The organism is Janthinobacterium sp. AD80 (assembly GCF_002878455.1).
Lineage (GTDB): Bacteria > Pseudomonadota > Gammaproteobacteria > Burkholderiales > Burkholderiaceae_D > Janthinobacterium.
The window spans coordinates 60865-80299 of sequence record NZ_NRDQ01000022.1; the positions used below are offsets into that span (position 1 = coordinate 60865).

17 protein-coding genes are annotated in these 19435 nt (G+C 61.7%); 16 read left to right on the forward strand and 1 reads right to left on the reverse strand.

Annotation, left to right across the window (positions count from 1 at the left end; all coding sequences use genetic code 11):
• Nucleotides 1-54: 54 nt before the first annotated feature.
• Entirely contained in the window at nt 55-708 is a 654-nt protein-coding gene (locus JaAD80_RS05995) for a PEP-CTERM sorting domain-containing protein (protein ID WP_258002827.1), read from the reverse strand.
• 260 nt (nt 709-968) lie between these two features.
• Here JaAD80_RS05995 and JaAD80_RS06000 point away from each other — a divergent pair, with 260 nt between their 5' ends.
• The 16 genes from JaAD80_RS06000 to JaAD80_RS31830 all read left to right on the forward strand — a co-directional run.
• Nucleotides 969-1838 (forward strand): NAD(P)-dependent oxidoreductase, encoded by an 870-nt coding sequence (locus JaAD80_RS06000; protein WP_102293334.1) that lies wholly within the window; start codon nt 969-971, stop codon nt 1836-1838.
• A gap of 204 nt (nt 1839-2042) precedes the next feature.
• Nucleotides 2043-3107, forward strand: coding sequence for a YeiH family protein (locus tag JaAD80_RS06005; RefSeq protein WP_102293335.1), 1065 nt, complete (start codon nt 2043-2045; stop codon nt 3105-3107).
• A gap of 16 nt (nt 3108-3123) precedes the next feature.
• Nucleotides 3124-4506: a D-amino acid dehydrogenase gene (locus tag JaAD80_RS06010; protein ID WP_102293336.1), complete on the forward strand. Its 1383-nt coding sequence runs from the start codon at nt 3124-3126 to the stop codon at nt 4504-4506.
• Entirely contained in the window at nt 4503-5327 is an 825-nt protein-coding gene (locus JaAD80_RS06015) for a thiazole synthase (RefSeq protein WP_102293337.1), read from the forward strand. Before JaAD80_RS06010 ends, JaAD80_RS06015 begins: the two co-directional genes overlap by 4 nt.
• Nucleotides 5328-5397: 70 nt before the next feature.
• On the forward strand, nt 5398-6408 hold the full coding sequence (locus tag JaAD80_RS06020) for a porin (RefSeq protein ID WP_102293338.1): 1011 nt from the start codon (nt 5398-5400) through the stop codon (nt 6406-6408).
• A gap of 226 nt (nt 6409-6634) precedes the next feature.
• Nucleotides 6635-8461: a sulfoacetaldehyde acetyltransferase gene (gene xsc, locus JaAD80_RS06025; RefSeq protein ID WP_102293339.1), complete on the forward strand. Its 1827-nt coding sequence runs from the start codon at nt 6635-6637 to the stop codon at nt 8459-8461.
• 361 nt (nt 8462-8822) lie between these two features.
• Nucleotides 8823-9239, forward strand: coding sequence for a nuclear transport factor 2 family protein (locus JaAD80_RS06030; RefSeq protein ID WP_102293340.1), 417 nt, complete (start codon nt 8823-8825; stop codon nt 9237-9239).
• Nucleotides 9240-9264: 25 nt separating this feature from the next.
• Nucleotides 9265-10704 carry an FAD-binding oxidoreductase gene (locus JaAD80_RS06035; RefSeq protein WP_102293355.1) on the forward strand — a complete coding sequence of 480 codons (1440 nt, stop codon included), beginning with the start codon at nt 9265-9267 and terminating at the stop codon, nt 10702-10704.
• 119 nt (nt 10705-10823) lie between these two features.
• Entirely contained in the window at nt 10824-11885 is a 1062-nt protein-coding gene (gene tauA, locus JaAD80_RS06040) for a taurine ABC transporter substrate-binding protein (RefSeq protein ID WP_180979321.1), read from the forward strand.
• Between the two features lie 84 nt (nt 11886-11969).
• A complete protein-coding gene (locus JaAD80_RS06045) occupies nt 11970-12785 on the forward strand; it encodes a taurine ABC transporter ATP-binding protein (protein ID WP_102293356.1) in 816 nt (271 codons plus the stop codon).
• A gap of 79 nt (nt 12786-12864) precedes the next feature.
• Nucleotides 12865-13659 carry an ABC transporter permease subunit gene (locus JaAD80_RS06050; RefSeq protein WP_051959683.1) on the forward strand — a complete coding sequence of 265 codons (795 nt, stop codon included), beginning with the start codon at nt 12865-12867 and terminating at the stop codon, nt 13657-13659.
• Between the two features lie 303 nt (nt 13660-13962).
• Nucleotides 13963-15390 carry an amino acid permease gene (locus JaAD80_RS06055; RefSeq protein ID WP_102293343.1) on the forward strand — a complete coding sequence of 476 codons (1428 nt, stop codon included), beginning with the start codon at nt 13963-13965 and terminating at the stop codon, nt 15388-15390.
• Nucleotides 15383-16603 (forward strand): molybdopterin-dependent oxidoreductase, encoded by a 1221-nt coding sequence (locus JaAD80_RS06060; RefSeq protein ID WP_102293344.1) that lies wholly within the window; start codon nt 15383-15385, stop codon nt 16601-16603. Before JaAD80_RS06055 ends, JaAD80_RS06060 begins: the two co-directional genes overlap by 8 nt.
• Nucleotides 16604-16613: 10 nt before the next feature.
• Complete coding sequence (locus JaAD80_RS06065) at nt 16614-17234, forward strand: c-type cytochrome (protein WP_102293345.1); 621 nt, start codon at nt 16614-16616, stop codon at nt 17232-17234.
• A 336-nt stretch (nt 17235-17570) separates the two neighbouring features.
• The gene (locus JaAD80_RS06070) at nt 17571-19046 is read left to right on the forward strand and encodes a glycoside hydrolase family 19 protein (RefSeq protein ID WP_258002828.1); all 1476 of its coding nucleotides are present in this window, start codon (nt 17571-17573) and stop codon (nt 19044-19046) included.
• Between the two features lie 102 nt (nt 19047-19148).
• A partial coding sequence (locus JaAD80_RS31830; protein WP_308410563.1) for a carbohydrate-binding protein occupies nt 19149-19435 on the forward strand: 287 nt, incomplete at its 3' end.

Sequence of the window (19435 nt, forward strand, 5' to 3'; positions counted from 1 at the left end):
TCGTGATGGCTGGCCTGGTACGGCTGCCGGCAGCCGTACCAGGTGCCAGTTTGCCTAGTGCTGGCTGGCCCGGCGGCGGCGGGTCATGAAGCCCAGCAAGCCCAGGCCGCCCAGCAGCATGCCGTAGGTGGCTGGTTCCGGTACGGCCGACACGGAAAAGTCATTGATGGTTGGCCAGATGCCAACCTGTCCTGCCGTGCTGACGGCCAGGTCCGAGAAGGCGCCCGTCGACAGGAAGCCGATGAACGAGCCTTGTGTCGGCAGCGCCAGTTCGTAGGTGAGCAGTTCACCCAGCGCATTGCGCGCTGTCAGGGTGACGCTCTGGGCTGCGGCATATCCGCCCTGGACATTCGAGCCGAAGAAGAATCCGCCCACGCCACGCACGTCACTGGAAAAGTTGGAGAACAGCACGCTGTCGTCGCGGCTATTGGTGCTCAGCCAGTTGTCGCTGCCCGTGCCGGCGCCATACAGGATGGGCGAGGCGCCCACACTGCTGACCGTGTAGCTGTAGTTGCCGGCGTTGCGGCTCAGCGGGCTGTCAAGCGCATCGATCGGCAAATCGTCAAAGGTATCGACACCGGTATTACCGGCCGCTGCCAGATAGGCGGACTGGCTGGTGAAGACCGTGATGTCGGCGTGTGCGGCGCTGGCGGCGAGCAGCAGGGCGGCGGCGCTGATGATTTTCAGGCGGGAGAAAGTGGTTTGCAAGATCGACTCCTTCACAAGGGTTGGGAAAAGGATGCGGCAAAATGTTTACTTATTTATAATGCCAGTTCAATATAATATTAACTAGAAAAAAATGCAATACAAAGTTCTTTATGATAATTTCCGCCTTGTATAGCTGAAATGCGGATGTTTCCCTGTTGCCACTGCTAGTGCCTCAAAATGCGCACAGGGCAGCGCCATGCTGCCGCCAGGGGCCATTTGTGCAACAATAATCGGATTCATTCATCGACAGGACGGACAATATGGCAAAAGTGGCATTCATCGGTTTGGGCGTCATGGGTTTCCCCATGGCAGGCCATCTGGCGGCGGGCGGGCACGACGTCACCGTGTACAACCGCAACCCGGCCCGCGCGCAAGCCTGGCTGGAGCAGCACAAGGGCAGCAGCGCCGCCACGCCGGCCGCCGCTGCCGCGGGTGCCGAGTTCGTCTTCACCTGCATCGGCAACGACAATGATTTGTATCAAGTCATCCTGGAAGAGGGCGGCTTGCTGTCCGCCATGGCGCCGGGCAGCATCCTGATCGACCATACGACGGCCTCGGCCGAAGCGGCGCGCACCATCCATGCTGCGGCAAAAGAAAAAGGCGTGTTCTTCTTGGACGCGCCCGTCTCCGGCGGCCAGGCAGGTGCGGAAAATGGCAAGCTGACCGTGATGGTGGGCGGTGATGCCGAAGCGTATGCGCGCGCCGAGCCCGTCATCGCGCTGTTTGCGCGTGCCGTCACCTACATGGGTGCCTCCGGTTCCGGCCAGCTCACAAAAATGGTCAACCAGATCTGCATCGCCGGCCTGGTGCAAGCCCTGAGCGAAGGCATCTCCTTTGCGGAAAACGCGGGCCTGGACGCGGCGCTGGTGGTCGACGTGATTTCCAAGGGCGCGGCACAGTCGTGGCAGCTGGAAAACCGCGGCAAGACCATGATAGAGCGCAAGTTCGATTTCGGTTTCGCCGTCGATCTGATGCGCAAGGATCTGGGCATCTGCCTGGCCGAAGCCAAGCGCAATGGCAGCGACCTGCCCGTGACGACCTTGACGGACCAGTTCTATGGCGAAGTGCAGCAGGCGGGCGGTAACCGTTACGACACGTCCAGCCTGATTACCCGCCTGAACAAAAAGTAAAATTTAATTCGTCAGTAGTGAGCGGCGCGTCCCTGCAAAGGGCCGCGCCGCTTGTCGTTTGCGGGAGCGAAAAGTAAAAAACGTCAGTTTCCGGAACATCCGGTTTCGATTTTCATGGAAAAGCATGGACTTCGCGGTCTCATCGTGTATTATTAAAAAACGAGATGAAATGTCCCAATTTTTAAACATTACGAGCGGACCCGCATGAAAACCAACTCCTCAGCGATAACACGCGTTGTCGACAAGAACATTCCCTATCTCTCTTCCGCTGTTGCCATCTGGCGCCCCCGCGCCGTGCTGCGCAGCTGGCCCGGCGTGGCGATCGCGCTGGTGATCGCCCTGTCGGCCACCTTCATTTCCAGCAATTACGGCGGCCCGCAACTGCTGTACGCGCTGTTCTTCGGCCTGGCCTTCCACTTCCTGGCAGCCGACCCCACCTGCAAGCCCGGCATCGAGTTTTGCAGCAAGATTCTGCTGCGCACGGGCGTCGCCCTGCTGGGCGCGCGCATTACCTTCAACCAGATCGCTTCCGTGGGCGTGACGCCCTTGCTGATCGTCGTCGGCGGCCTGGTGGCGACGCTGGGCTTCGGCTACCTGCTGGCCAGGTGGCTGAAACGGCCCATCACGGAAGGCATTTTGTCCGGTGGTTCGGTGGCCATCTGCGGCGCCTCGGCCGCGCTGGCCATCTCGGCGGTGCTGCCGCAGACCAAGGAAAACGAAAAATTCACCCTGCTGACGGTGGTGGGCGTGACGACCCTGTCGACCCTGGCCATGATCGTCTATCCGCTGCTGGTCAAGCTGCTGGGCTTTGACCCGACGGAAGCGGGCGTGTTCATCGGCGGCACGATCCATGACGTGGCGCAAGTGGTGGGCGCGGGCTACCTGGTCAGCAACCACACGGGTGACGTCGCCACCTTCGTCAAGCTGACGCGCGTGGCCTGCCTGGTGCCTGTCGTGCTGGGCCTGTCGATCATGTTCAAGCGCAAGGACGGCAAGAGCGAAGTCGATGCGCCGCCGCTGGTGCCTTTCTTCCTGATCGGCTTTGTCTGGCTGGTCATCACCAACAGCCTGGGCCTGATCCCGCAGGAAGTGAATGGCTGGATCAACAATGCCTCGCGCGCCTGCCTCGTCATCGCCATCGCCGCGCTGGGCGTCAAGACCTCGTTCCAGTCGCTGGCCTCGCTGGGCTGGCGTCCCGTGGTCATGCTGGTGATGGAAACGGTGTGGATCGCCGCCTTTGTCGCCATCGCCGTGCTGCTGACGCGCTAAGCGCACCAGGCCCGCCATGAAAGTCCTCGTACTCGGCGCCGGCGTGGTCGGCACGGCCACGGCCTGGTATTTGCGCCAGGCGGGCCACGACGTGCGCGTGCTGGAGCGCCAGGCGGGCGCGGCGCAGGAAACCAGCTTCGGCAATGGCGGGCAGATTTCCGTCTCGCACGCGGAACCGTGGGCCAATCCCGCCACCCTGCGCAAGGTGCTGACATGGCTGGGCAAGGACGATGCGCCGCTGCTGTTCCGTCCCCGTCTCGACCCGCTGCAATGGCGGTGGGCGCTGCACTACCTGCGCGAATGCCTGCCATCGAGGGTGGCGCGCAACATGCGCCAGATCGTCGCCCTGGCCGAGTACAGCCGGCAGAGCCTGCAAGCCTTGCGGCGCGAAACGGGCATCGCGTATGACCACCTGGAGCGGGGCATTTTGCATTTCTATACGGACCAGCAGGAGTTCGATAAATCGCAGTCCGGCGCGGCGCTCTTGCGCGAGCTGGGCTGCCCGCGCAATACCGTCAGCGCCGATGAAGTCATCCGCATCGAGCCGGCCCTGGCGCATGCGCGGGGCCAGATCGTCGGCGGCGATTTTACGGCCAGCGACGAGTCGGGCGACGTGCACTTGTTTACCACGGCGCTGGCGGCCCGCGCGGCGGCGGCCGGCGTGGATTTCTGCTTTGGCACGACAGTGACCCGCTTGCTGCTGGACGGCGAAAGAGTAACTGGCGTGGAATGCATCGATGCGCAGGGGCGCCACCGCAGCGAATATGCGGATGCCGTGGTGGTGGCCATGGGCAGCTTTTCCGCGCCCCTGCTGCGCCCGCTGGGCATGCGCTTGATGCTGTATCCGGGCAAAGGCTATTCCGCAACCTATCCGATACTCGACCCCGCCAGCGCACCGACCGTGTCGCTCACTGACGACGGCCACAAGCTGGTGTTTTCGCGCCTGGGATCGCGCCTGCGCGTGGCGGGTACGTGCGAGCTGAACGGCTACACGCGCGAACTCAATCCCGTGCGCTGCGCCGCCATCACGCGCCGCGTGCAAGCGCTGTTCCCTGATGCCTGCGATTATGGCGACCCCGTCTACTGGGCCGGCTTGCGCCCGCTCACGCCATCGAACGTGCCGTATATCGGGGCCACGCGCTACCGCCAGCTCTTCCTCAACACGGGCCACGGCACCCTGGGCTGGACCATGGGCTGCGGCGCGGGCAGGGCGATCGCCGACCTCGTATCCGGGCGGCGGCCTGAAGTCGATTTTGCGTTTTGCGGGGAAACCCAAGGAAAAAGGCTGGGGTCGGTCCCTCCGGGAGCGGAATGTGGCCCATTGGGCCACGTTCCCCCTCAGGGGCCGACCCCGGATTTTGCTTCTGGTTTAAATGAATTGCACAGGAGATCAAGATGAGAGACGCCAGCACCCCCAGCCCAACACCGGCCGGCCTGACCCTGGCCGGCACCACCTACCAGTCGCGCCTGCTTGTAGGTACCGGCAAATACAAGGATTTCGAGGAAACGCGCCTGGCCATCGAGGAGAGCGGCGCCGAGATCGTCACCGTCACGATACGGCGCGTGAACATCGGCCAGGAAAAAGGCGAGCCGAACTTGCTCGATTTTATTCCACCGTCGAAATACACGATTCTGCCCAACACGGGCGGCTGCTACAACGCGCGCGACGCCGTCTATACCTTGCAGCTGGCACGCGAACTGCTGGGCGGCCATCAGCTGTGCAAGCTGGAAGTGCTGGGCGATGAAAAGACGCTGTTCCCGAACATGCCGGAAACGCTGAAGGCGGCGCAGGAACTGGTGCGCGACGGCTTCCAGGTGATGGTGTATTGCAGCGATGACCCCATCCAGGCGCGCATGCTGGAAGACATCGGCTGCATCGCCGTCATGCCGCTGGCGTCATTGATCGGCTCGGGCATGGGCATTTTGAACCCATGGAACTTGTCCCTGATCATCGAGCAAGCCACGGTGCCCGTACTGGTCGATGCCGGCGTCGGCACGGCGTCGGACGCGGCCATCGCCATGGAACTGGGCTGCGACGGCATCCTGATGAATACCGCGATTGCCGCGGCGCGCGAACCCATCCGCATGGCGCGCGCCATGAAATTGGCAGTGCAGGGCGGACGCGAGGCTTACCTGGCCGGACGCATGCCGAAAAGTATGACGCAGCCGGGTGCCATGCGCGCCTCGGCCTCGTCACCGATGGCCGGGCTGATCGCCTGAGCCAGATTTGCAGCAAGGCAGTTGATTATCGTTTCAAGCGTTTATAAAAACCACAATACCTGGAGATGACATGAAACACACACTCGTAGCGGCCGCCATCCTGGCCTCCTTTGTTGCCGGCAACGCCAGCGCCCAGTCGTCCGTCACCGTGTACGGCTTGCTCGATGCGGGCCTGACCTCCGAGCATGGCGGCGCGGAAGGCTCCGTCACCAAGCTGGCCACCGGCGTGCAGTCGGGCAGTCGCATCGGCTTCAAGGGCACGGAAGACCTGGGCAATAATCTGAAGGCCAACTTCCTGCTGGAAAACGGCCTGGACCTCGACACGGGCGCCTACCGCCAGGGCGCCTTGTTCGGACGCAAGGCCTACGTGGGCTTGTCGGGTGGCTTCGGTGCCGTGAATATCGGCTTGCAGCACAACCCGCTGTTTACCGCGCTGGACAATATCGACCCGTTCGAAACGGGCATGACGGGCGCGTCGATCAACCTGATGAGCGTGGCCAGCCTGCGCACGAAAAACTCCATCATGTACGAGACACCCAAGGTGAACGGCTTGTCGGCCGCCATCATGTATGGCCTCGGCGAAAAGCCGGACAGCAATACCCTGGGCCGCACCATCGACTTTTCCATCGATTACGCGAATGGCCCGCTGTTGCTGAGCCTGGCGCACGACAACCGCAAGGACACGCCGCTGAACACGGCCAAGGTCACCTTGCTGGGCGGCACCTACGACTTCGGCCCGGCCAAGCTGCACGCCGCGTATGAGACGGACAAGGATGACGCGGGCACGGATTTCCGCAGCTACATGCTGGGCGCATCGGCCCCCGTGGGTGCGGCCGGCAGCGTGATGGCGTCCTACATCAAGAAGGATGACCGCACGAATGCGCGCCGCGGCGGGCGCCAGCTGGCCATCGGCTACACCTATGCCTTGTCCAAGCGCACGAATCTGTACACCTCGTACGGGCGCATCAACAACGATGGCGCGGGCACCAACTTCGTTGGCGACGCTTCCAGCGGCGGCAGTGTGCCCTTGCCTGGGCATGACTCGAGCGCCTTTACGGCCGGCATGCGTTTGAAGTTCTAAGACGCGGTGCAGGACGAAGCGATGGCGGGCTGTCTGTTGCGGATAGCCCGCCATTGTTGTTTCAGGAGTGGCTCAAAGTCACGGATTCCGGATTCAGGAATGAAACAGTCCGATTTTTCATGAAATTTCATTGACAGCGCATTTCGCAACCGTTAAATTGAACACGTATTTCAAATATCGGAACAAAATATACCGATTTTTTATAAAACCGTAAGGAGACTGAGCCATGACCGATTTGTCCGACCAAAAAGCCGCCGCCGCTGCCGCCACCGCTGCAACCCCGGTTGGCCCGCAAAAAATGACGCCTTCCGAAGCGTTCGTGGAAACCCTGGCCGCCAATGGCGTGACCGACATGTTCGGCATCATGGGCTCGGCCTTCATGGACCCGATGGATATCTTTGCCCCTGCCGGCATCCGTCTGATTCCCGTCGTGCACGAGCAGGGCGCCGGCCACATGGCTGACGGCTATGCCCGCGTTTCGGGCCGCCATGGCGTCGTCATCGGCCAGAACGGCCCCGGCATCAGCAATTGCGTGACGGCGATCGCCGCCGCCTATTGGGCGCACACCCCGGTCGTCATCATCACGCCGGAGACGGGCACCATGAGCATGGGCCTGGGCGGCTTCCAGGAAGCCAACCAGTTGCCGATGTTCGAGGAATTTACCAAGTACCAGGGCCACGTCACCAATCCGGCCCGCATGGCGGAATTCACGGGCCGCTGCTTTGACCGTGCCATGTCGGAAATGGGCCCGACGCAACTGAACATCCCGCGCGACTATTTTTATGGCGAAATCAAGGCGGAGATTCCAAAACCGAACCGCCTGGACCGTGGCGCCGGCGGCGAGCAAAGCCTTAACGATGCGGCCGAACTGCTGGCGACAGCCAAGTTCCCCGTCATCATTTCGGGCGGCGGCGTCGTCATGGGCGAAGCGATCGAAGAGTGCAAGGCGCTGGCCGAGCGCCTGGGCGCGCCCGTGGTGAACAGCTATCTGCATAACGATTCCTTCCCCGCCAGCCATCCGCTGTGGTGCGGTCCGCTCGGCTACCAGGGTTCCAAGGCGGCCATGAAACTGATCGCCCAGGCCGACGTCGTCGTCGCTTTGGGTTCGCGCCTGGGCCCGTTCGGCACCTTGCCGCAGCACGGCATGGATTACTGGCCGAAGAACGCCAAGATCATCCAGATCGACGCCGACAACAAGATGCTTGGTTTGGTCAAGAAAATCTCCGTCGGCATTTGCGGCGACGCCAAGGCAGCTGCGAAAGCCATCCTGTCCCGCCTCGATGGCAAGACGCTCGACTGCGACGCCACGCGCGAAGAGCGCTATGCCAATGTGCAAGCGGAAAAGGCGGCATGGGAAGAAGAGCTGACGAACTGGACGCACGAAAAAGATGCGTACAGCCTGGACATGATCGAAGAGCAAAAGAAAGAGCCGGGCAACTATCTGCACCCGCGCCAGGTACTGCGCGAACTGGAAAAAGCCATGCCGGAAGACGTGATGGTGTCGACGGACATCGGCAACATCAACTCGGTGGCGAACAGCTATCTGCGCTTTGAAAAGCCGCGCAGCTTCTTTGCGGCGATGAGCTTTGGCAACTGCGGCTACGCGTTCCCGACCATCATCGGGGCCAAGGTGGCCGCGCCGCACCGTCCGGCCGTGTCGTATGCGGGCGACGGCGCCTGGGGCATGAGCCTGATGGAAACCATGACCTGCGTGCGCCACAACATTCCCGTGACGGCCGTGGTGTTCCACAACCGCCAGTGGGGCGCGGAAAAGAAAAACCAGGTCGATTTCTACAACCGCCGTTTTGTCGCCGGTGAACTCGACAACCAGAGCTTTGCGGAGATTGCGCGTGCCATGGGTGCCGAAGGCATCACGGTCGACAAGCTGGAAGACGTGGGCCCGGCCTTGAAGAAGGCGATCGACATGCAGATGAATGAAGGCAAGACCACCATCATCGAAATCATGTGCACGCGCGAGCTGGGCGACCCGTTCCGCCGCGATGCGCTGAGCAAACCAGTGCGGCATTTGGATAAGTATAAAGACTATGTTTGATGCGCTGATGTTGTTGGATTACGCCCTCTGGGCTAATCCAACCTACGTGTAGCACGTATCGAATGCGTAGGTCGGATTAGGCGTAGGTCGAATTAGCCGGGCGCAAGCCCGGCGTAATCCGACGCCACCTGCGCAATCAACAAGTGCGCAGCTGAGATCCGCCAGGCCCGGTGTCATCCAGCACCACCTTGTGACGAAATTCTCACACATTGTCACTTCTGCATCGCTATTTCAATAAAGAATACAAAGCGTCCCGGTATTTGGATTATTTGATTTGACAAGCACAGGCATTCAGCTTAAATTCAATAAAAATACTAAAAAACGGAACGAAAAGTACCAAATTCGACTCACGGAGACAAAAATGAACACACGAGTACCGACAGATGCTGTTACCACCGACTTCCTGCAAGCGTTCGGCGATGCCTGGAACCGCCACGATATCGAGGCCCTGATGGCCGCCATGGCCGATGACTGCGAATTCCACGCCGTCGCCGGTCCTGACTTGCTGGGCAAGAGTTTCATTGGCCGCGACGCCGTGCGCGCCGGCTTCGAGCTGGCCTGGCAAACCTTCCCTGACGCCGCCTGGCTCAACCCCGTGCACTTCGTCAGCGGCGAGCACGGCGTGACGGAGTCGACCTTTGCGGGCACCAAGGCGGACGGCACGCGCATCGAAGCGCGCATGGTGGATATCTTTACCTTCCGCGATGGCAAGATCGCCGTGAAGAATGCTTTCCGCAAGGACCGTCCACCGGTCGTTAGCGCCACCACCCAAGCCTGAGCCAGCAAGTTCACCAGGAATGACCATGAACAAACCTGTCGATACTCCACCTGGCGTACTGGGTAGCAGCACCGCGGCCCGCACGCCTTACGATCCCGCCTACGATCCGCTGGTGGCCCAGCGCCCCGGCCACGGCAATGCCTACGCGCCCACCTACTGGATCGGTACGGCGGGCGAGCCGCCGGCCGACGACGGCCCCATCACGCATGACATCGACGTCGACGTGGCCATCATCGGCTCCGGTTTCACGGGCCTGTCCTGCGCCATCTTCCTGGCCCAGGAACACGGCATCAAGGCCACCGTGCTGGAAGCGAACCGGGTCAGCTGGGGCTGCAGCACGCGTAATGGCGGCCAGGCGCAATGCACGACGGGCCGCCTGAAGCGCTCGCAGTGGATAGACCGCTACGGCCTGGAAACCGCGCTCAAGCTGCATACGGAAGTGTGCGATGCGATGCAAACGTTCAAGAAGATCACGGCCGACATCGATTGCGACCCGCAGCCGGGCGGCCACCTGTACATCGCCCACAAGGCGAAAGCCATGCCTGCGCTGGAAAAAGAAGCCAAGGTGATGCGCGAGATCTTCCACTATGACGCCCGCATCCTCGATGCCGATACCGTCAAGCGCGAGTATGTGGATGACAAGGAAGCGGCCGGTGCGCTGCACGAGCCGGAAGGCATCGGCATCCACGCGGGCAAGTTGGCCTTCGGCTACCTGCGCAAGGCGCGCGCGCTGGGCGCCAAGGTGCATCCATCGAGCCCCGTGATGGGCTGGGAAACGCGCAACGGCGTGCATTACCTGCAAACGCCGGGCGGCGTGGTGCGTGCCCGTTCCGTGGCCGTCGCCACGGGCGGCTACACCTCGCCCCATTTGCACCCGCAAGTGAAGAACCGCTTGCTGCCGATTTTGTCGAACTCGCTCGTCACGCGGCCCTTGACGCCGGCGGAAATCGAGGCGTGCAACTTCCGCACGCACCAGGTGATCACGGATACGCGCATCCTGCGCCATTACTACCGCTTGATGCCGGACAACCGCGTGCAGATCGGCAGCCGCAGCGCCATCACGGGCGCCGATGCACCCCAAGGCAAGTATGAACAGGGTTTGATCAACGACCTGCACCGCAAGTTCCCTGCGCTGACGGGCATAGCCATCGATTATTCGTGGTGGGGCTGGGTCGACGTCAGCCACGACATGATGCCGCGCATCGTGCAGCCTGACCCGAAGCAATCGATCTTTTACTCACTCGGCTACGGCGGCAACGGCGTCATGTATTCGGCGCAGGCGGGACGGCGCATGGCCGAACGCATCGCCGGCAAGCCCAGCGACACGGGCTTGCCGATTTTCAACTCCAAACTGCCGTATCCCAACATGATGGAAATGGTCGAGTCGCAAGCGTTCGCCCCGTTCCGCCGCCTGGGCCAGCGCTTCCTGTACCGCTGGTATCACTTGAAGGATGAAGTTTTTTAAAAGCAGCACTGTCGTTCCAGTCGCCATATGCACCGGCAAAGACCGGTCAATGGCGCCTGTTCCGCAAGGAGCAGATATTGCCCGCACGTTCACACATAACAATAAACTTGGAGTGAGACATGAACACATACACGAGCAAAACCCCGAGCAAAACGATTTTTTCAACAATGCGCCGCGCCGTCCTCGGCACCCTGGTGCTGGGTGTCGCCGTTGCTGCCAGCGGCACGGCCTTCGCGCAAAGCAAGGAAGTGACGATTGCCTACCAGGAAATCAATGGTCCCTTCCTGGTGGCCATTGCCAGCGGCGAAGTGGAGAAAACCACCGGCTATAAAATCAACTGGCGCAAGTTCGACTCGGGCGCCAAGGTGGCCACAGGCATGGCGTCCGGCGACGTGCAGATCGGCGTCATCGGTTCCAGTCCCCTGACGGCGGCCGTCAGCCGCGGCGTCGACTTGCAGCTGTTCTGGATCATCGACGACATCAACGAAGCCGAAGCGATGGTGGCCCGCAACGGCGCCGGCATCGGCAAGCCGGCGGATTTGCGCGGCAAGAAGATCGCCGTGCCTTTCGTTTCCACCACCCACTTCCACACCATGTTCGCGCTGGAAACCTGGGGCATCAAGCCGTCCGAAGTGAAACTGCTCAACATGCAGCCGAACCAGATCGCCGCCGCCTGGGAGCGTGGCGATATCGATGCGGCCTTCGTGTGGGACCCGGCCTTGAGCAAGCTCAAGCAAAACGGCAAGGTGCTCGTCACCTCCGGCGAGCTGAGCAAGAAGGGCAAGGCCACGTTTGACGGCATGGCCGTCGAGCGCGCGTGGGGCGAGGCGAATGCCGACTTCATGGCCAAGTTCGTCAAGGTGATGGCCGCCTTTGATGCCGACTACCGCGCCAATCCCAAGGCGTGGACCATTGACTCCCCGCAAGTCAAAGCCAACGTCAAGCATTCGGGTGCGGCCGCCAAAGACGTGGCCGCTTCCGTGGCCCTGTACGCCTACCCATCGTTGCAGGAACAGGCTTCGCCGGCCTGGCTGGGCGGCGGCGCGAAAGGCGGCGTGGCACAAGCCTTGCTGGCCACGGCGCAATTTCTCAAGGGCGAAGGCAAGATCGACACCCTGGCAACTGATTACGCCAAGTATGTGACACCCAAGTATGCACAGGCCGCCGGCCTGCTGAAGTAAACGTTGTGTGACGGCGCGCCTGCGGGCGCGCTGACTGAACAGGATGCGTTGAACTGAAGTGACTACACTTATGCGGGGCACATGATGGAAAATCTCTACGTCAAGGATGTCAGCGTGATTTATCCGGGCAAGACGGCCGGTGAACGCGTACATGCCTTAAATAATATCAATCTCACCATCAATAGTGGCGATTTCGTCGTTGCGCTGGGTGCATCGGGTTGCGGCAAGACCACCTTGCTGAGCCTGATGGCGGGCTTCATCGCCCCGTCCAAGGGCGAGATCATGCTGGGCGATACCAAGGTGGAAGGGCCGGGCGCCGACCGTGGCGTGGTGTTTCAGAAGCATGCCTTGCTGCCCTGGCTGAATGTGATGGAAAACGTGGAATTCGGCTTGAAGCTGCAAGGCGTGCCGAAAGCCGTGCGGCGCGAGCAGGCGGCGAAGAACCTGGCGCTGGTGGGCTTGAAGGACTTTCACGACAATATGATTTATCAATTGTCGGGCGGCATGCAGCAGCGGGTTGGCATCGCCCGCGCGCTCACCAGCAACCCGGCCATGTTGCTGATGGATGAGCCGATGGCGGCGCTCGATGCGCTGACCCGCGAAACCATCCAGGAGTTGCTGCTCGATATCTGGGCCAAGTCCAGCACCATGTTCTTCTTTATTACCCACAGCGTCGACGAGGCGCTGTTCCTGGCGAACCGGCTGATCGTCATGTCGCCCCGTCCGGGCCGCATCACGCACACCTATGAACTCGATTTCAACAAGCGCTTCCTGGAGTGCCGCGATGCGCGTGCCGTGAAATCGAGTCCGGACTTCATCAAGATGCGCGAAATGGTGCTCAACATCATTTATGGCGACGAACGCGCCGTCAATAAAGAGCTGGAGGTGTCCCATGCATAGCCCATCCGTCGTGGGATTTCCTCCCGCCAGCGCCAAGCGCGCCGGTTTCTTTGGCCGCCTGTTCGCCCCCCGCTGTGCCATGCCCGGCGAAGCGTTCGGCGCGCCGGGGCAGGGCAATTCCAGCCGCATCGCCACCGTTACCGTCATCGCCGTGCTGTTGCTGTGGTTTGGCGTGACGGCCAGCGGCATGGTGAAACCGCTGTTCTTGCCATCGCCGCAAGCCGTGTATGAAAAGTTCATCATGGCGGCGACCACCGGTTTCGGTGGCGCCACCCTGTGGGAACACACCGTTGCCAGTCTGGTGCGTGTGTTCGGTGCCTTTGGCCTGGCTTGTTTGTTCGCCATTCCCATAGGCGTGATGATGGGCGTGAACCGCGTGGCGCGCGGCATTTTCGATCCCTTGATCGAGTTCTACCGTCCGCTGCCGCCGCTCGCTTACTTGCCACTGGTCATCATCTGGTTCGGCATCGGCGAATTCTCGAAGGTCTACCTGATCTTCCTGGCCATCTTCGCGCCGATGGCCATCGCGGCACGCGCCGGTGTCAGCTCCGTGTCGCTGGAGCAAATCCACGCGGCCTATTCGATGGGCGCCACGCGTTTCCAGGTGATCGTGCACGTGATCCTGCGCGCGGCCATCCCGGAGATTCTCACCGGCATGCGCATCGGCATCGGCGTGGGCTGGACCACCCTGGTGGCGGGCGAGATGGTGGCGGCCACGCGCGGCCTCGGCTACATGGTGCTCAGCGCGTCCGAGTTCCTGGCCAGCGACGTAGTGATCATGGGCATTATCGTGATCGGCTTCTTTGCTTTCCTGTTTGATTTGATGATGCGTTACCTCGAACGTACCCTCGTGCCATGGAAGGGCAAGGTGTAAGACGTTCCCGGGAGTGGCGCCGGCGCCACAAGTGTTGCCGCCGCTCCCATTTTTTTAAGCAGCAATAACTCAGCAATAACCCGCAATACCCCGTACTTACCCTCCAGCGCGTCCGGCCCCTGGCTGCCGTGCCGGGCCGCTGCATTTCCAGATTGACTTATGGAATGCGGCCAACCAGACTGATTCACACGATGTATCGATGCTGCTTGACGGCGTTGCCTAAAATAAAACAAGCCGCGCGGCAGCAGCAAGCCGCAGCAGGCGAGGGCGCACCGGGCTTCAGAGATTTTCAGGAGACAAAACATGATTAGCGAATCGCATAACAGTACCGGCTTGCAGCACTCGCTCAAGCAACGCCACATGAGCATGATCGCCATCGGCGGCGTGATCGGCGCCGGCCTCTTTGTCGGCAGCGGCGTGATCGCCAAGGCCGCCGGCCCGGCCGCCATCCTTTCCTTTTTGCTCACGGGCGGCCTGGTCGTCCTGATCATGCGCATGCTGGGCGAACTGGCCTCGTCGCTGCCCGTGGTCGGCTCGTTTTACGAATATGCGCGCCTGGCCTTCGATGACAAGCCGAAAGTGTCGAAATTCCTCGGCTTCATGAGCGGCTGGATGTACTGGTATTTCTGGGTCGTCGTCGTCGCCCTGGAAGCGATTGCCGGCGCGAAACTGGTCAACTTCTGGCTGCCCGACGTGCCGTCGTGGTCGATCAGCCTGGTGCTGCTGGTGTCGATGACCATCCTCAACCTGTTTTCCGTGAAGGCGTTCGGCGAATTCGAATTCTGGTTCGCCTCGATCAAGGTCGTCGCCATTATCGTCTTCCTGTTCGTCGGCGCCCTGTTCATCACGGGCAGCTTGCCTAACAGCATTCCGACCCTGGGCTTTTTGACCAGCAATGGCGGCTTCATGCCCCACGGCTGGGGACCGGTGCTGAGCGGCGCCGTCGCCGCCACCGCCTTTTATTCGGGCGCCGAAATCGTCACCATCGCTGCCGCCGAAACGTCGGACCCGGCCAAGGCCATTGCCCGCGCCACCAATTCCGTCATCACGCGCGTGCTGATGTTCTATGTCGGTTCCATGTTTGTCGTCGTCTGCATCGTGCCCTGGGATTCGCCGGCCATCGCCACGCCATTCGTCAGCGCCCTGAAAGTCATGAACATTCCGTACGCAGCGCACATCATGAACGCCATCATTTTGACGGCCGTGCTGTCTGCCTTGAATTCCAGCCTGTACGCCTCGTCGCGCATGATCTTTGCGCTGACGCGCCGCGGCGATGCGCCGACGGGCCTGGTGAAATTGAGCAAGAACGGCGTGCCGATCCGCGCCATCCTGTTCAGCACCTTGTTCGCCTACTTTGCCATTGCCGTGTCGTATGTGTCGGCCGACCTGGTCTTCCCCTTCATCGTCAATTCCTACGGCATCCTGATCCTGTTTGTGTACCTGCTCATTGCGATATCTCAATTGCGTTTGCGCCGCCGCCTAGAACGCGAATGCCCGGAGCGTATCAAGGTGCGCATGTGGCTGTTCCCTTACCTGACGTATTTCACCATCTTCGCCATGCTGGTGATCCTCGGCGCCATGAGCGTGTCGTCCGATACGGAACAGCGCGTGTCGTTCTGGTTCGGCCTGCTGAGCGTGGTCATCATGAGTGTCATGTACTACATCAAGAAACTCGTCAATGACGACCGCAACGGCGGCAACGAAGCCAAGGTGGAGCTCAAGCATGTCTGACACGACCTTCTTGCCTGCAAGCCGGCGCCGTTTCCTGCGCAATACGGCGGCCCTGGGCGCCGCCGTCGTGGCCGGGCCAACCTTGGCAGAGTCCGTGACTTTGCCGTTTGAAAACGGCGAGCGCGAACTGGTGGCGTTTCCGCAAAAGCGCCCGCTGATCCTGCTGACCAGCCGACCGCCCCAGCTGGAAACGCCGTTCAGCATCTTCAGCGAAGGCGCCATCACGCCCAATGACGCGTTTTTCGTGCGCTACCACTGGAGCGGCTTGCCCACCAGCATAGACGGCGGCAGCTACCGCCTGCGTATTTCCGGCCTGGTGAAGACGCCGTTGGAACTGTCGCTGGCCGAGCTGAAACAGCTGGCCCAGCCCGTCGATGTGGTGGCCGTGACGCAATGCTCGGGCAATAGCCGGGGCTTTTTCGCGCCGCGCGCCAACGGCGGACAGCTGGGCAACGGCGCCATGGGCAATGCCCGCTGGACCGGCATCGCCCTGAAAACCGTGCTGGAAAAGGCGGGGATACAGCCTGGTGCCGTGCAAGTGGCCTTCAACGGCCTGGAAACGCCGCCCGTGGGCGACGGTCCCGATTTCCAGAAGGCGCTGTCCGTCGAGCACATCATGGCGGGCGACGTGATGCTGGCCTGGGCCATGAATGGCGAGGACATTCCTTTTCTCAACGGCTATCCGCTGCGCCTGATCGTGCCAGGCTTCTATGGCACCTACTGGGTCAAGCACCTGAGCGACATCACGGTGCTGGACAAGCCGTTTGACGGCTTCTGGATGAGTACGGGCTACCGTATTCCCGACAATGGCTCCGGCTTTGTCGAGCCCGGTGCAGCGGTGGGCAAGACGACGCCGATCAGCCGCCTGAACGTGCGCTCCTTCATTACCAGCGTGCACGATGGCGCGCAGGTGAAAGCGGGACGCGACCTGGCCTTGCGCGGCATCGCCTTCGATAGCGGCCACGGCATCAGCGAAGTGACCGTGTCGGTGGACGGCGGGCAGACATGGCAGGAAGCCACTCTGGGCAAGGACCTGGGGCGCTTTTCGTTCCGCGAGTGGACAATGCTCATGAAGGCGCCGCGCAAGGGCAAGCACGTGCTGATGGTGCGCGCCGTCAACCGCATCGGCCAGAGCCAGCCCATGAAAGCCCTGTGGAATCCCATGGGTTACATGCGCAATGTGGTGGAAACCACGCGCATCCAGGCAGTCTGAGGAGATTCACATGCGAATGAACAGTTTGATTGCCGCGCTGGCCTTGTCGGCGGCTGCGGGCGGCGCGTGCGCGCTGGACATCCGGTTGCCGCCGGAAACGGCGACCTACAAGGACAGCGCCTTGCCCGGCTACCAGCTGGTGCAGCGCAACTGCATGACGTGCCACGCGGCACAGTATGCATCGAGCCAGCCGCCGACCTCGCCGCGCGCCTACTGGGAAGCGACCGTCAAGAAAATGAAGAAGCCGTTCGGCGCGCAGTTTGCCGATGAGGACTTGCCTGCCATGGTCGATTACCTGGTGAAAACCTATGGCGCGGAGCGGAGCGCGGCCATGCCTGTCGCGGCCGCCGCAAAGCCGGCCGCCGCCGTACCGGCTACCAGCGGAAAGGATGTGAAGAGCCTGTTGGCGGCCAACGGCTGCATGGCGTGCCACGCGCTCGACCAGAAAGTGGTCGGCCCCGGCTTTGCGGAAGTGGCGGCCAGGTACAAGGGCAAGGAGAGCGTCGCGGCCGTGGCGGCGCATATCCGCCAGGGCGGCAGCGGGAAATGGGGACCCGTGCCCATGCCGCCGTTCAGCCAGCTCAGCGAAGCCGATGCGGCCAGCCTGGCCAGATACGTGCTGTCCAGATAGTCGCGTTTTCCACTCCCGCTTGCCGCGCGCCTTGCGTGCATCGCGCAAGGCGCGCAGCCACCCCTAATACCACTTCAGGCCACGGCTGCCGCGCGGTATTGCCGTCCGGCGTACCGCATTACCCGTTTCCTGCATCGCCTCATTCGCCGCCGCCGCGTGCGCCTGTGCCGTGATTGATATCACTGGTACTACAAAAAACGCCGTTATACAAAACCACTTGACTACCAATTTTCGCCGTCGCATTCTCTAGGCAGAAAGCCGATGCTTCGCTGTGCTTTCTTTACGTACAACATAAAAGCTACTTCGATAGTTTTCGTATAACGTTCAGGAGACATTGTGAAGACACGGCAAATTAGCCGGCTGGCCTCGCCTTTGATGGCTGGCCTGCTGGGCAGCGCGCTGCTCGCTTGCGGCGGCAATTCCACCACCGAACCCCCATCAACCCTGCTGGCCGCCACGGCCGCCAGCGACAGTTGCGCTGCCTGGAGCGCCGCCGCCGTCTATACGGCGGGCCAGTGCGCCGTCTACGACGGCAAGGTCTACCGCGCCAAGTGGTGGGTACAGGGCACGGCGCCGAACAACGACCAGTGGGGACCGTGGAGCCTCGATACCACTACGCCAACCCCGACGCCAACACCGACGCCAACACCGACGCCAACGCCAACACCGACGCCAACACCGACGCCAACGCCAACGCCAACGCCAACGCCAACGCCGGGCATCCCCACCAAGGCCCAGGCCGAAGCCAACGAGGCGGCGCTGACGAACAATGATTTTTTCCGCAAGGTCAAGGCGTCCATCCGGACCCTGGGCAACACGGCGGTCGAGGCCGTGCAACCTGGCCTGGCCAGCAATCCGCTCAACGTCAAGCGGGTCGAACGCCTGTTGCCAGCGGCCAAGTGGGATCACTATTTTGCCGCGCGCGACGCCAGCTATACCTATCGGCGCTTCCTGCAAGCGGTGGCCAAGTTCCCCGCCGTGTGCGACGACTACAGCGACGGGCGCAATGCGGACGCCATTTGCCGCCACAGCCTCTCCACCATGTTTGCCCATTTCGTGCAGGAAACGGGCGACCATAACGCCAGCAGCCCGCTGCCGCAATGGCGCCAGGGCTTGAAGTATTTGCGCGAACTGGGCTGCGACGAGACGGGGGCTGGTTGCGGCTACAACGTCGAGTGCGCCGACCCCGTCTTCAACAAGGTGTGGACTTGCGGCACGAATGCGGACGGCAGCTTCAAGAAGTATTTCGGGCGCGGCGCCAAGCAGCTGTCCTACAACTACAACTACGGGCCGTTTTCGCAAGCCATGCATGACGGCGACCAGTCCGTGCTGCTGAAGAATCCGGACCTGGTGGCCTCGACGTGGCTGAACCTGGCTTCCGCCACCTTCTTCTTTGTTTATCCGCAACCGCCGAAACCGTCGATGCTGCACGTGCTCGACGGCACGTGGGTGCCGAACGCGGCCGATACGACGGCTGGTGCGGGCAACAACTTTGCCACCACCATCATGATCATCAATGCCGAATGCGGGCAGGGCACGGAAAAGCAGGCCGCGCAAAACCGCATCGATTACTACAAGCAGTTTGCCGCCGACATGGGCTGGGATTATTCCGGCGAACAACTGTCCTGCGCCAACATGCAGCGCTTTACCCCGGCCAGTTCCGCTTCCTACAACATTTACTGGGAAAAGAACTGGAGCGCGGGTGGCGAAAACCAATGCCAGCTGGTCAGCTATCAAACCCCGTACAGCGCCTTGCTGGCCGGGAACTACGTGAAATGCGTGGAAGCCAACTGGAATGTGAAGTTGCAGTAGCAGCAAAAGCAGTACTAGCCAGCCAGGGATAACAGTTGACAAGAGCCCCTTGAGGGGCCTGCAACAGCTCTCGACATACAACCATAACGGAGACACCACCACATGAAATCGAATGCATTATTGATGGCCCTGCTCAGCGGCGTACTCGTCGCTTGCGGCGGCGGCCAGGAAGGCACGACCGCCACCCCGAACACCCTGCTGGCCGCCGTGGAAGCGTGCGCCGTCTGGGACGCCGCCACCGTCTACACGGGCGGCCAGTGCGTGGTGTACCAGGGCGTCAATTACAAGGCCAAGTGGTGGACGCAGGGCAATGTCCCCAGCGCCGCCGACCAGTGGGGACCATGGGCCGTAGTCGACACGCCAACCCCGACACCAACGCCGACGCCAAC

What these genes read in the sequence shown, in the direction of transcription:
- JaAD80_RS06000 (WP_102293334.1), top strand. Translation starts at nt 969, where the DNA reads ATGGCAAAAGTGGCATTCATCGGTTTGGGCGTCATGGGTTTCCCCATG.
- JaAD80_RS06005 (WP_102293335.1), top strand. Translation starts at nt 2,043, where the DNA reads ATGAAAACCAACTCCTCAGCGATAACACGCGTTGTCGACAAGAACATT.
- JaAD80_RS06010 (WP_102293336.1), top strand. Translation starts at nt 3,124, where the DNA reads ATGAAAGTCCTCGTACTCGGCGCCGGCGTGGTCGGCACGGCCACGGCC.
- JaAD80_RS06015 (WP_102293337.1), top strand. Translation starts at nt 4,503, where the DNA reads ATGAGAGACGCCAGCACCCCCAGCCCAACACCGGCCGGCCTGACCCTG.
- JaAD80_RS06020 (WP_102293338.1), top strand. Translation starts at nt 5,398, where the DNA reads ATGAAACACACACTCGTAGCGGCCGCCATCCTGGCCTCCTTTGTTGCC.
- xsc (WP_102293339.1), top strand. Translation starts at nt 6,635, where the DNA reads ATGACCGATTTGTCCGACCAAAAAGCCGCCGCCGCTGCCGCCACCGCT.
- JaAD80_RS06030 (WP_102293340.1), top strand. Translation starts at nt 8,823, where the DNA reads ATGAACACACGAGTACCGACAGATGCTGTTACCACCGACTTCCTGCAA.
- JaAD80_RS06035 (WP_102293355.1), top strand. Translation starts at nt 9,265, where the DNA reads ATGAACAAACCTGTCGATACTCCACCTGGCGTACTGGGTAGCAGCACC.
- tauA (WP_180979321.1), top strand. Translation starts at nt 10,824, where the DNA reads ATGAACACATACACGAGCAAAACCCCGAGCAAAACGATTTTTTCAACA.
- JaAD80_RS06045 (WP_102293356.1), top strand. Translation starts at nt 11,970, where the DNA reads ATGGAAAATCTCTACGTCAAGGATGTCAGCGTGATTTATCCGGGCAAG.
- JaAD80_RS06050 (WP_051959683.1), top strand. Translation starts at nt 12,865, where the DNA reads ATGCCCGGCGAAGCGTTCGGCGCGCCGGGGCAGGGCAATTCCAGCCGC.
- JaAD80_RS06055 (WP_102293343.1), top strand. Translation starts at nt 13,963, where the DNA reads ATGATTAGCGAATCGCATAACAGTACCGGCTTGCAGCACTCGCTCAAG.
- JaAD80_RS06060 (WP_102293344.1), top strand. Translation starts at nt 15,383, where the DNA reads ATGTCTGACACGACCTTCTTGCCTGCAAGCCGGCGCCGTTTCCTGCGC.
- JaAD80_RS06065 (WP_102293345.1), top strand. Translation starts at nt 16,614, where the DNA reads ATGCGAATGAACAGTTTGATTGCCGCGCTGGCCTTGTCGGCGGCTGCG.